Source organism: Streptococcus sp. oral taxon 431, from assembly GCF_023115445.1.
Lineage (GTDB): Bacteria > Bacillota > Bacilli > Lactobacillales > Streptococcaceae > Streptococcus.
Genome location: NZ_JALDUI010000011.1, coordinates 37,769 through 49,953 on the forward strand (window position 1 = coordinate 37,769; position 12,185 = coordinate 49,953).

The 12,185-nt window shown below is 41.4% G+C and carries 11 protein-coding genes; 2 read left to right on the forward strand and 9 right to left on the reverse strand.

Annotation, left to right across the window (positions count from 1 at the left end; all coding sequences use genetic code 11):
- From M1R56_RS06845 to M1R56_RS06880, 8 genes are all read right to left on the reverse strand, one after another.
- Positions 1-501: a cysteine hydrolase family protein gene (locus M1R56_RS06845; protein ID WP_075231450.1), complete on the reverse strand. Its 501-nt coding sequence runs from the start codon at positions 499-501 to the stop codon at positions 1-3.
- Positions 502-1,095: a bis(5'-nucleosyl)-tetraphosphatase (symmetrical) YqeK gene (gene yqeK, locus M1R56_RS06850; protein ID WP_248035256.1), complete on the reverse strand. Its 594-nt coding sequence runs from the start codon at positions 1,093-1,095 to the stop codon at positions 502-504.
- Complete coding sequence (locus M1R56_RS06855) at positions 1,095-1,724, reverse strand: nicotinate-nucleotide adenylyltransferase (RefSeq protein WP_248035257.1); 630 nt, start codon at positions 1,722-1,724, stop codon at positions 1,095-1,097. Before M1R56_RS06855 ends, yqeK begins: the two co-directional genes overlap by 1 nt.
- Positions 1,725-1,774: 50 nt before the next feature.
- Positions 1,775-2,086 (reverse strand): ribosome assembly RNA-binding protein YhbY, encoded by a 312-nt coding sequence (gene yhbY / locus M1R56_RS06860; protein ID WP_000060171.1) that lies wholly within the window; start codon positions 2,084-2,086, stop codon positions 1,775-1,777.
- A gap of 210 nt (positions 2,087-2,296) precedes the next feature.
- The gene (yqeH, locus tag M1R56_RS06865) at positions 2,297-3,403 is read right to left on the reverse strand and encodes a ribosome biogenesis GTPase YqeH (RefSeq protein WP_248035260.1); all 1,107 of its coding nucleotides are present in this window, start codon (positions 3,401-3,403) and stop codon (positions 2,297-2,299) included.
- Between the two features lie 2 nt (positions 3,404-3,405).
- On the reverse strand, positions 3,406-3,933 hold the full coding sequence (locus M1R56_RS06870) for a YqeG family HAD IIIA-type phosphatase (RefSeq protein ID WP_248035262.1): 528 nt from the start codon (positions 3,931-3,933) through the stop codon (positions 3,406-3,408).
- A gap of 16 nt (positions 3,934-3,949) precedes the next feature.
- Entirely contained in the window at positions 3,950-4,855 is a 906-nt protein-coding gene (locus M1R56_RS06875) for a magnesium transporter CorA family protein (RefSeq protein ID WP_075231455.1), read from the reverse strand.
- 51 nt (positions 4,856-4,906) lie between these two features.
- Positions 4,907-5,473: a mechanosensitive ion channel domain-containing protein gene (locus M1R56_RS06880; protein ID WP_248035264.1), complete on the reverse strand. Its 567-nt coding sequence runs from the start codon at positions 5,471-5,473 to the stop codon at positions 4,907-4,909.
- Between the two features lie 150 nt (positions 5,474-5,623).
- Here M1R56_RS06880 and sstT point away from each other — a divergent pair, with 150 nt between their 5' ends.
- Positions 5,624-6,829, forward strand: coding sequence for a serine/threonine transporter SstT (gene sstT, locus M1R56_RS06885; protein ID WP_070461192.1), 1,206 nt, complete (start codon positions 5,624-5,626; stop codon positions 6,827-6,829).
- A 64-nt stretch (positions 6,830-6,893) separates the two neighbouring features.
- Entirely contained in the window at positions 6,894-7,868 is a 975-nt protein-coding gene (locus M1R56_RS06890) for an aromatic acid exporter family protein (protein ID WP_248035266.1), read from the forward strand.
- A gap of 130 nt (positions 7,869-7,998) precedes the next feature.
- On the opposite strand, the gene M1R56_RS06895 is transcribed toward M1R56_RS06890, so the two are convergent.
- Positions 7,999-12,185: ZmpA/ZmpB/ZmpC family metallo-endopeptidase (locus tag M1R56_RS06895; protein WP_248035268.1), on the reverse strand; the 4,187-nt coding region annotated here is incomplete at its 5' end.

Consider the following 12,185-nt stretch of genomic DNA (forward strand, 5'->3'; position numbering starts at 1 on the left):
CTAGAAAATATGTTTGTAATCTAGGACATCTGCAAAGCGCTCCTCCCAAATGTCCTCATAAAATTCATTTATCGTTTCTGCTGGAATGTCATCGCCATCAAACGTTGTGCAAGTTCCTTCTGGAATAATAAGCTGATAGCCATATTCAAAGGCAACCTTGACAGAGGTATCCACACAATATTCTGTCTGCATACCACATAAAACTAATTTTTCAATCCCCTGTTTATCCAAGTATTCTTTTAAACCAGTTTCTTTGAAAATGCTGTTATACTTCTTCTGAAAGACCTTTTCATTAGGTTTTCGACTTAAAAGCTCAGATAACTGCCAATCTTCTGATGTTTGAGCTGCAGAGTTCTCAATATGTTGAACATAAATAATTTCGATATTCTTGCTTCTAGCCTGGTTTTGTAAATAAGAAATTTTTTCCAATAGACTTTTTATCTGAAACCCAGTTTTCACTAAAATATTCTGAACATCAATGATTATAAAAGCCGTCTTCATTTAATCCTCTTTCAAATAGTGCACATAGGCGTTATAGGTTTCAAGGGTTTGGGGATAGATGGGAAATCCCTGATGCGCTAAATGCTCCACGGTATGAGCTGTCTCGTAGGCCACCGCCTTATTTAGCGATAGTTCAGCAATTTCACGCGCCTCATCTACTCCTGGAAAGGCACGATTGTGCTCGATGTAGTCTGCGACGTAGATAACCTTGTCAAGGTCGGTCATCTGACTCGATCCAACTGTATGAATTTCAATAGCCCGTAAAATTTCAGGATCTTGCAAATCCAAATCTTCCTGAATCTTGTAAATCCCGACCATACCATGCCAGACATTATTGCCCCAGTTTTTGAGGTCTAGATCTAGTTGATAACGGTCAATCAAGTCTAGAAATTCCTGATCTGACAACTTTTTAGCATAGTCATGAAGGAGACCTGCTAGACCTGCTTTCTCGGCATCCACTCCGAATCGTTCTGCAAGTTCAATGGCTGCGCGCTCTACACCCAAACAATGGGTTAAGCGTTTTTCAGGTAGAAGCTCTGCCATTTTTTTCAATAATTCCTCACGGGAACAGTTGATATAGTCCTGGTATGCCATCAGTAAAGTCCTTCTTTCTCAATGTAATCTAGTACAGGCTTAGGTAGGAGAAAGTTAGGTGTGCGTCCTTGGGCGATGAAATCACGCACCATGCTGGATGAAATATCCATGAGAGGCACATCCACCCAGATAACTGGATAAGAAGTCCCTGCCTTGTAACGTGGACGCTGAACCCCTACAAACTGAACTAGATCCACCAACTCATCAATTCTATACCACTTAGGCAGATAGTCTACCATGTCGGCACCGATAATGAAATAGTAATCTGTATCTGGATTCTTCTCTGTTAGAAGCTTCATGGTGTCGTAGGTGTAAGAAATACCCTTACGTTCTAGCTCGATGGTTTCAATAGCTAGACCTTCGACTCCATCAATCGCTAACTCAAGCATTTTGAGACGGTGGTGTTCTGGAATGGTTTCCTTTTTATCAACGTGAGGGGGCTGATATTCGGGCATGAGCAGAACCTGATCCAATCCCAACTGCTGGCGGACTTGGTCTGCTACGATAAGATGAGCATTGTGAACAGGGTTAAAATTTCCACCTAAGATTCCAACTTGCTTACGTTTTTTATCCTTGATTTCTGGCTCTAACTCCACTTTTGTAAAGGGAGTTAATAATTCGATTGCCATAGGCTAATCTCCTTTAGTCTTCTGTAAAAACAGTTTTTTGGAGTATATTTTTAGATTTCTTTAACTTTTTTAGAAATCTTACGATTTTCTTTCTTGCTTGATTGTTTATACAAAATCAAGATGCGTCCGATTTTTTGGACTGTATCCACACCGATTTCTTCTTCCAAGATTTCAGCAACTTCGTGGATATTCTCATCTGTGTTTTGCAAGAGAGTAACCTTGATCAATTCACGCGCGTCAAGTGCTTGGCGAACGCTGGTTTTGATTTGGTCGTTGAGACCATTTTTCCCGATTTGGATGATGGGTTTGAGGGTGTGTGCCTGGCTGTTGAGGAAGGCACGTTGTTTCGATGTTAATGACATATTCTTTCTTCCTTTTTTGATAGTTATTTTAGGTGGTGGGGGACGGTCGGAACTAATTTTTCAATGATTTCATCTTTGAAAAATGGATTTCCTGACCTCACAATTGAGCCTAGGTCTCAATTGTGCCCCTTGCTAATCTAAAGATTGGCAAGACACCACGGCAATAACTATCTTTTTATGAGCTCACTTTGTTCGCTCGGTGATTTTATTTTAAATAATTGCTTTTCGTGTGACGACGGCGACGCCTTCTGGTGCCCAGACGGCTACTTTGGCAGTTCCTGTTACACGGATCCAGCCCAGGCCTGAGATAACTAGGTCAGTCTTATCCTTGATGTTAAATACATGTTGGACTAGTTTTGGAAAATCTTCTTTTTCCTTGCTATTTGGTGGTGTAAGGAGGGTTCCAAGGTGCTTGTCGTAAAAGGCACTAGCTCCCTCTAGCTTGGTACGATGAAGTTTGAGTTCATTGTCAAAGAAGGCTGTAAAACCTTGCTTTTCTCCTGCAATAAAGTCAAAGCGTCCCAATCCACCTAAAAATAGGGTTTGTTCAGGGTTTAGCTGATAGGTTTTTGGCTTGATTTCCTTTTTAGGACTGACATACTTGAGGTTTTTAGCAGTCAAGTAGTGGGCCATCTGGTGACGGTGGATAATCCCCGGCGTATCGTAGATATAAGAACCATCATCGAGTGGAATTTCAATCTTATCCAAGGTTGTTCCTGGGAAGCGTGAAGTTGTGATGACGTTCTGGTCACCTGTAATTTCTTGGATAATGGCGTTGATAAGGGTTGATTTCCCGACATTGGTCACCCCAACAACATAGACGTCACGTCCCTTACGGTAGTGTTCAATCTTGTCGATTACTTCTCTAATGGCATGCTTGTTTTGGGCTGAAGTCAAGACGACATCAACAGGACGCAAGCCTTCTTCGTGAGCACGCTCCATCAGCCATTGGCTAATCTTACCTGGTTTCACTGACTTAGGTAGAATGTCTTTTTTATTTCCAACCAAAAGCACATCATTACCTGACACAAAGCGTGGCAAACCTGGGATAACAGAGCCATTGAAGTCAAAAATATCAATGACATTGACCACCAAGGCATCGCTATCTCCAACCTCGTGCAAGAGTTTTAGGAAATCATCATCCGTCAACTGCACATCTGTGATTTCATTATAATGACGAAGACGGAAACAACGCTGGCAATAAACTTCTCCAGTTTCCAAACCTTTTTCAAGTGCTGACTGAGGTGTAAAACCTAAACCAGTCTTATCTTCCGTCTGAATGGTTGCTCCACAACCAATACAGAGAATTTCTTCCATAATTAGATTCCTTTTTTATAAGTAATAGGGCCGTACTTTTCAGCGATTTTTCTCATCATACGACGCTCACGCGCTCGGTTGATCTGAGTTTTAATAGAGTCGTGTTGAACCAAGGGTTTGACCAAAATCGAGCGAATGCCTGCTCGATGGGCTGCTCGAATATCAGTCATGAGCTGGTCGCCAACCATGACCACTTGGTCTTTTTCATAGTGGAAATGTTTCATGGCACGGTTAATTCCTAAAGTAAAGGGCTTCAGTGCCCAGTAAACATAGTCAATATTAAATTTTTCAACTGCTCGTTTGACACGTTTGGGAGTATTGTTAGATACCACAATGATCCGTATGCCAGCATCACGCAGATCATGCAACCATTGCTTCATCTCTACTGTTCCATCTGGATTATTCCAAGCAATCAGGGTATTGTCCAAATCCACCAAAACAGCTTTGATTCCCTGTTTTTGCAGGCTTTGAACTGTCAGATCATAAACTGCTTCCACGGCAAAATCTGGCATATAATTTTCAATCGCCATTCTGTCTCCTTCTCTTTTATTTTCTAGTAATTTTCTTCAGCCATTGAGATAAGGCTGCCCATAAAATCAAACTTGCTATTAAGATATAAATCCAAGCATTGGGCTCTTCTGTAAATGGCAGAGGGACATTCATTCCGAAAAATCCTGTAATGACTGCAAGAATGGCTAGCAAAACTGAGATAATGGTCAAGGTTGTCAAACTATCATTCAGGTTATTGTTTAGGATGTTGTTGTAAGAAGCGGAGAGTTGTTGCAAGACTTGAGAAATCAAATCTGTCATGGACACCAACTGATGAGCTTCAATCATAGCATCATCAAACTGCTCTCTTTCCACTTCGTTAAAGTTCCGATAAAGCGCGTGTCCTTGGATATGTTCCAAGAGGAGGCGATTTTGTTTAGCCGCAGCTGTCAAGTAAACCATACCAGTTTCCAAGTCAGAGAGGGCAAAGAGATTTTTTTTAGTGGTTGTTTGACGCAACAAGGCACTGATTTCATCCTTGCTCTTATCCATCTGTTCAATGACGGGATAATAAGCATTGCTGATAAGCTCTAAACCGGCAAATAGAAACTTGTAGATTGAAATGATTTCATGATTTTCAAGATAGCCTAGCATCTGATCAATGACATAAGCGTTCTTATGATTGCTGATGGTAATCATTCGTTGTTTTTCAACGATAAAGGTCATAGGAATGGCTTCATAGTATTCCTTGTCCTTCTCTAAGTCAAGAACGTTGTAGATAAAGGTGACTGTCCCATTTTCACGATTATAATCCATGTGGGCTCGTTCGTTTCTATCCAGCGCATATTCGATGGTTTCTTTATCCAATCCATAGATTTCAGATAAATCTTCAAGATTTTTGATGATTTCCACATCTAGATTAATCCAGGTACAACCATTTCCTAACTGCTTATCTAAAAACATCGTTTCTCCTTCACCAAACTCTTTCTATTGTACCATAAATCAAGTAAAATTTCAGTTCTCTTCTTTTCTTGAAAAATTGCTAACGACGGTGATATTCCTATTAGGAACAAAGTGAAGGGCTTGGTCGTCACTTCTCAGTTGAGTCGTCCGAATTCCAACACTGACAACTTTACCTGATACGGTAATAGGCCCATTTGTCAAGACAACCTCGTCTCCAACGTCCAATTGGCGCTCAAAGAGAATAAAGAAGCCATTGATGACATCTGATAGAAAGCCTTGTGCCCCCATACCGATAGCCACTCCAGCAATCCCAGCCCCAGCAAGCAAGCTAGATACAGGCAACCCTAAGATAGACAAGATACAGTAAATCAAGAAGAAATAAAGTGTGTAGTTAAAAATATTCTCAAGCAAACGAGAAATGGTCTTTTGTCTACCTGCATCTCGATTTGAAAATTTAAGTGAAGGTTTAACAATCTTTCGTACAGCAACATGGAGGAACTTTTTAGCTATATAGAATAGAAGGATAAGAAGTAGAAGAGAAATCACCTTGGTCAAGAGATTTTCTAAAACAGTTGTTACATCTAATTTATCCAGATAACGTTGAAAAAATTCTTGCATATAAAACTCCTTTTCTATTCATTATACCATAAATCCTTCCTCGCCATCCTTTTCATAAATATTCATTTATTCTAATAAAATCTATAAGACACTTGCTTTTCAAGTATATTTATACTATAATCATAAACAATACACAAAAAGGAGACCTTTATGAAAAGAATTATTCGTGCTTGGAACAAAACAAATCTTATCAAACGGATCGGAATCGGAATGACCTTAGGAGCAATTCTGGGTCTACTCGTTCCTAATCTAACTGGCATCGGTTTATTGGGAGATTTATTTGTAGGAGGACTAAAGGCCATCGCCCCTATCCTAGTTTTTGCTTTAGTCGCTAACGCCCTTTCCCAACACCAGAAAGGTCAAGATAGCAATATGAAAAAAGTCATTTTCCTCTATTTGCTGGGGACCTTTGCTGCGGCTCTTGTAGCAGTTTTGGCTAGCTTTCTCTTCCCTGTTCAGATGGTCTTGAGTAGTGCTAGTACAGAAGTTACTCCTCCAGACGGCATCGGACAAGTACTCAGTAATCTCCTACTAAAAATAGTAGACAATCCTGTCAATGCCATCATCGGAGCTAACTATATCGGAATTTTGTCCTGGGCTATCGTCTTTGGAGTTGCCATGCGTGAAGCTAGCAAAAATAGCAAGGAGCTACTCAAAACAATGGCCAGTGTGACTTCAAAAATCGTCGAATGGATCATTAACCTTGCGCCATTTGGTATCCTCGGATTAGTCTTCGAAACCATCTCTGGCCAAGGAATTGCGAGTTTAGCAAATTACGGAATCTTACTCGGACTTTTGATTGCCACTATGGTTTTCGTTGCCCTAGTGATCAATCCTCTGATTGCTTTTCTCTTTATCAAGAAAAATCCTTATCCACTTGTTTGGAAATGTTTGCGTATCAGTGGAGTCACAGCCTTTTTCACTCGAAGTTCAGCTGCTAATATCCCTGTTAATATGAAACTCTGTGAGGATCTAGGGCTTAATCCAGATACCTATTCTGTCTCTATCCCACTTGGTTCAACTATCAATATGGCTGGAGCTGCTGTTACCATCAACATCTTAACCCTAGCAGCTGTCAATACCCTTGGAATCTCAGTTGATTTTGCAACAGCCTTTGTACTCAGTATCGTTGCAGCCATCTCTGCCTGCGGTGCTTCAGGGATCGCCGGAGGTTCACTCCTACTTATCCCGGTTGCCTGCAGCCTCTTTGGGATTACCAATGATATCGCTATGCAGGTTGTAGGTGTAGGTTTCGTCATCGGTGTTATCCAAGACTCTTGCGAAACAGCCCTCAACTCCTCAACAGATGTCCTCTTTACAGCAGTAGCTGAATTTTCCTCTGCTCGCAATAAATAATCAAGGCAAGCCTATTTAGGGCTTGTTTTGTCTGGTTTCTATCATTCATTTTAGGAAATGTCTCATGTCTATCACCCAACGTACTTTTAAACTCGTTCTGGCGACCTGTTTGGCCTGTGTTCTAGCCTACTTTCTGGATTTATCTTCAGCAGTGTCCGCTGGTATCATTGCCCTATTGAGCTTATCGGATACCCGTCGAAGCACCATTAAGCTGGCTCGCAATCGTTTATTTTCAACCCTTCTTGCTCTTTTCATTGGCGTCCTTTCCTTTTACCTGACTGGCTATCACATCTGGAGTTTTGGTCTCTATTTGGCTCTCTATGTCCCTCTGGCCTATAAACTTGGCTGGGAGATTGGCATTACCCCGAGTAGTGTCCTAGTCAGTCATCTCTTGGTTCAGAAGTCTACATCACCTGATTTGCTAGTGAATGAACTCCTCCTATTTCTGATCGGTACGGGATTCGCCTTGACTGTCAATCTTTACATGCCTTCTCGGCAAGAAGAAATCCATCTCTATCATCTCAAGGTAGAAGAAAAACTCAAACACATTTTACAACGTTTTGAATATTATCTTGGAAAGGGCGATGGTCGTAACCGTGCCCAACTCGTTGAAGAACTGGATCAGCTCCTTGAAGAAGCTCTCAAACTGGTCTATCTTGATCACTCTGACCACCTCTTTCATCAGACCGACTATCATATCCACTATTTCGAAATGAGACAGAGACAGAGTCGCATTCTTCGTAATATGGCCCAGCAAATCAACACCTGTAATCTAGCCGCAAGCGAAAGCCTAATCCTTGCCCAGCTATTCGCTAAAATTGCAGATCAACTCAGCCAGACCAATCCTGCCAACGATTTATTAAATGATATTGAAAGCTACCTGCAGGTATTTCGCAATCGTAACCTCCCTAAAACAAGGGAAGAATTTGAAACGCGCGCAACCTTACTTCAACTCCTGCGCGAATTGGAAAACTTTATTCAACTGAAAGTTGACTTCTATCAACGCTATTCTGAAGAAAAAAGCAATCTATCATCATAAACAAAACACCTTTTGAACTGCGAGAACTTGCAATTCAAAAGGTGTTTTTCTGTCTCGAACCTAGCTAACTAGTTAATCTTACCGAGTAGCAAAATTGCTATGAACTCCTAATGATAGACTTATCTTTCCCTTAAGAAGTATAGATGGAATTTCTAAACTCATTTGATTCCTTGAGATATGCTTTGTATATAGCTTTTTTCAACTTCTGAACAGGAGTTTCAATGAAACGGTATTGTTTTTGACTGATATTTCCTGCTTTAATCTGAGCAAGCTCTTCTTCTACCGCTACTTCCATCAATTGCTTCATTCGTTCAGGACTAGAAATCACTTCCTGCTTACCTTTGTAGTCAATGGTAATCGGTTTTAACTTACTGATATTCGCAATCCGTTCATCCATTTGTTCCTTCTTGAATTGAGCATAGGTCTTACCAGCTAAGATCTTTTCAAAGATGTATTGGTCTGACAAGGGACGATTCTCTTTTTCTGCATCTTGCTTGTACTGATTAGAGACATAAGGAACGAAACCTTCGTAATAGCCAAGACCTGCCATGAGTTCAAAGGCTTGCTTCCTAAAGCTGATATCCCCACTCATTCCCTTATCATTTTCGTTGACACCATAAATCGTATCAAACATATCAACGGTGTAATAACCATTGGCATCTACTTTGCCTGTAGCCGTGAATCCCTTGATAATATAGCGGTTTACTACGATGTGGTTGTCAATCAAACTATGAACATCGCCTAACTTGCTAGCATCTGCCTCTGTCAAGGCCTTGATTTCCTCACTCTGGTGGGTTGGTTTGACAGATGGATTTGGATAAGAAACAGGAGTTCTTGAACCACTTGTCGCAGTCGGAAAGAGTTGCTTGAAGTAGACTGCCTTATCTGCTACTGACAAACCCAGGCTTGCCTCAGCTTCTAGATAATCTAAAGTATAGAGAACATCGAAACTACCGTGCATATATTCTTTCAAATCTGCGGCTGATTTAAAGCGTTCTGGTGTTTTGTTGTAAAAACTTTCTTTGTCACTCTCATCATAAACAAAGTTCAAGTTAAAGTAACTATCTGTTTCAGGAGTGTAGGAGTTTTCAAAGATTCCACGTGCATAGAATTCTGCTCCTGTACCATCTCGTCGACCATAATTGTTAAAGAGAACTGTACGATCCAACAAGTGAGTCATTTCATGAGAATAGGTTGCTGACCCTCGATCGTCCAAAACCCTATCAATAAAGTAGCGAACACCAGCCCCATTAGCCTCAGCACCTACTGATTGAGGCGGAGAATACATGCCTAGCGGAGACATAAAGTCCTTGACTCCCTTATCCGCCTCTGAACCAAACTCCTTGGACCAGGTTTCCTTGATACCTGCATTTTGCTTGCTAGTATACTTTTTCATAGTATCCACAATCAAACGGTTGGTTACTAGTTTTGATTGATTGTCTTTTTTAGTGATTCTATAAAGCGTATCAACATAAGCAGCCTGACGCTCAGCTGTCAATTCAACCAGAGCCTTCACTTTTTCCAATTCAGCCTTATATTGAGTAGGATTGCTCTGAGCCAGTGAGGTATCCATATAAGTTCCGATATTCCCGTAAGAAACGGTCGCCATATTTGTAATGGCATAAATACTTGGTTCCTTGATGTTTACTAGACCTAGAAGGGTAGCCATGTTATATTGTTTGCGATTATCAATCTGTTGAGGTTCTGCCCCGTACTTGGCAGGGTCAGAGGTCAACTTCGTGTAAAGACTGACATTTTCATCTGTTTTTTCTTTAGATTTTTTCTCAACAACGATGGCTTTTGTAGCATCCTTCAACCAAGTATCACCATCCATGATTGTAAAGGTTGTTCGGTTATAGTCAAGAAAGTCTAATAGGGTTGACTTATCGGTTACTTTTCCAAAGTATGCTTCAAATGTTCTAGGACTATTGACAAGTTTCATCTCATCATAGCTCATTGAACCCAGAGATGTTAGCCATTCTAATGACGTCACCTTCTTGCCAAAAGAGCTTGGATTGTAGGCAAGAATATCACGGATATTGGTCTTGCCAAAGTCAATATTGTAGAAACGATTGATATAGGTCAAACCTAGGAGAATTTTTTCCTTATTAGCTTCTAAATCTGCCTGAACCTTGGCTCTGGTTTCTGCTGTGTTTCCGAGCACACTCAAGGTATGGGCTACAACTTTTTTAAGGTCTGTATCTAGGGTCTTTTTCGTTTCTTCAAGCGTATCTTTAATAGATAATCTCTCTAGATATTCTTTGCGAAGGACTTCTTTGACCTCTTCATCTGTAATAGCAGGATTTGTCTTTTTGAGTTCAATCTTCTTACTAATCACATCTCGTCCCAGAATATTTGGTCTGAGGGCGTTTGTCACGTAAGGATTGGAAAGCAAATCCACAGCCTTCATTCCTTGGCTAGCAGGCCGTACATCGATAGCATTTTCTAACTCCGTATTCACTGGAAGAAGATGTGGTTTGTTTTCTTTGGTTCCCACCAAGATGACCTTTGGCTTCATTGCTTTTGTCACAGCACTTGTTTCCGTGTGTGATAGCAATTCACCTGTTTGAGAATTTACTTCATAGACTCTGATAGTGGTGGTCTCGCCAGGCTCGCCCTGGCTTTCTAGTTTTTCAAGATTCTTATCAAGTCTTGGATCCTGACGGCGTTCCTCCTTGATTGGAATTGGTGTCACGACGATTTCGACATTTCCGACTTTCATAACTTTATCAATCGGAACTGTTACTTCTTTTTGGTGATCTCTTTCTGTAACCTGACCTGTCTGAGTATCTACTTGGTAGGTGGTAGTCGTTTTTTCGCTTCCTTCCTTACCGGAAACAGCAACTTTTTCTGTTTGATAAGGAAGTGTTGGGTCCGCTTCATATATCGTTTTATTAGCGATAACCTTCGTTTCCACACTTGGTTTGCTTCCAACTAGAATAATCTCATCTACCTTTTCCACCAAGTTTTTTGATGTACTAGACTCTGTAATCTGGCCACTTGTTTGATCTCTTGTATATCGGGTAGTGGTTTCTACTTGTCCATTGACACCATGTGTTTTAGTTTTTCTAGAACCGACCTCTTGACTGTCATCTGCTTGATAAATTGTTTTATATGGGATCGTTTGGGTTTCAACTTTTGGTTGTGGTACAGGCAAAGGCTCTTTTTTAGTCCCTACAAGGATGATTTCTGAAACCGGGGCTCTTGTTATTTCATTAGAAATCAGTTTGCGACTTTCCTTGCCGTTAGGTGTCGTCACCTCGGTTAAGATGGTACGTTCACCGGCTACTCCTGCTCTGATGACACGGGTTTGACCCTTAAGCAAGTCTGGATCTTCCTGATGGATAGTATCATAGGCAACTGCTTCTGTCGTAACTTCAAGTTCTGGTTTCACTTGGACCAAGCTTGGATCACCTTCACTTGGGATTGAGGTAGATTCTACCTTAGTACCTACTGCGATAATTTCGAAAACGGGCGCGGTCGTAACTTCATTAGAGACCTGCTTGCGATTTTCCTTGCCATCTACGGTCGTCACTTCCGTTAAAATAGTGCGTTCGCCTGCTACCCCTGCTTGGATAAGGCGAGTTTGACCCTTAAGCAAGTCTGGATCTTCCTTATGGATGGTGTCATAAGCAACTGCTTCTGTCGTCACTTCAAGCTCTGGTTTCACCTCGACCAAGCTTGGTACACCTTCACTTGGGATTGAGGTGGAGTCTACCTTAGTACCTACTGCAATGATTTCGGTAACGGGTGCGGTCGTAACTTCATTAGAGACCTGCTTGCGATTTTCCTTGCCATCTACAGTCGTAACCTCGGTTAAGATGGTACGCTCGCCTGCTAGGCCTGCTTGGATAAGGCGGGTGTGACCCTTAAGTAAGTCTGGATCATCCTGATGAAGAGTGTCATAGGCAACGGTTTCTGTCGTCACCTCTAACTCTGGCTTCTCTTGGACCAAGCTTGGAGAATCTTCACTTGGGATTGAGGTGGAGTCTACCCTAGTACCTACTGCGATGATTTCTGAAATCGGTTCTTGGGTAACACTATTGGATTTGACTTGGCGGACTTCCTTGCTATCTACAGTCGTCACTTCCGTTAAAATAGTGCGTCCGCCTGCTACCCCTGCTCGAATGACACGGGTTTGACCCTTGAGCAAGTCTGGGTCTTCCTGATGAAGAGTATCATAAGCAACGGTTTCTGTCGTAACTTCAAGTTCTGGTTTCACCTCAACCAAGCTTGGAGTACCTTCGCTTGGAATAGAGGTGGACTCTACCTTAGTGCCTACTGCGATAATTTCGGTAACGGGCGCGGTCGTCACTT

Bases quoted from the DNA above. Each gene is read 5' to 3' on its own strand.
- M1R56_RS06890 (WP_248035266.1), top strand. From the start codon at position 6,894: ATGTCTATCACCCAACGTACTTTTAAACTCGTTCTGGCGACCTGTTTG.
- yqeK (WP_248035256.1), bottom strand. From the start codon at position 1,095: ATGGCATACCAGGACTATATCAACTGTTCCCGTGAGGAATTATTGAAA.
- yhbY (WP_000060171.1), bottom strand. From the start codon at position 2,086: ATGTCATTAACATCGAAACAACGTGCCTTCCTCAACAGCCAGGCACAC.
- M1R56_RS06875 (WP_075231455.1), bottom strand. From the start codon at position 4,855: ATGTTTTTAGATAAGCAGTTAGGAAATGGTTGTACCTGGATTAATCTA.
- M1R56_RS06870 (WP_248035262.1), bottom strand. From the start codon at position 3,933: ATGGCGATTGAAAATTATATGCCAGATTTTGCCGTGGAAGCAGTTTAT.
- M1R56_RS06845 (WP_075231450.1), bottom strand. From the start codon at position 501: ATGAAGACGGCTTTTATAATCATTGATGTTCAGAATATTTTAGTGAAA.
- sstT (WP_070461192.1), top strand. From the start codon at position 5,624: ATGAAAAGAATTATTCGTGCTTGGAACAAAACAAATCTTATCAAACGG.
- yqeH (WP_248035260.1), bottom strand. From the start codon at position 3,403: ATGGAAGAAATTCTCTGTATTGGTTGTGGAGCAACCATTCAGACGGAA.
- M1R56_RS06855 (WP_248035257.1), bottom strand. From the start codon at position 1,724: ATGGCAATCGAATTATTAACTCCCTTTACAAAAGTGGAGTTAGAGCCA.
- M1R56_RS06880 (WP_248035264.1), bottom strand. From the start codon at position 5,473: ATGCAAGAATTTTTTCAACGTTATCTGGATAAATTAGATGTAACAACT.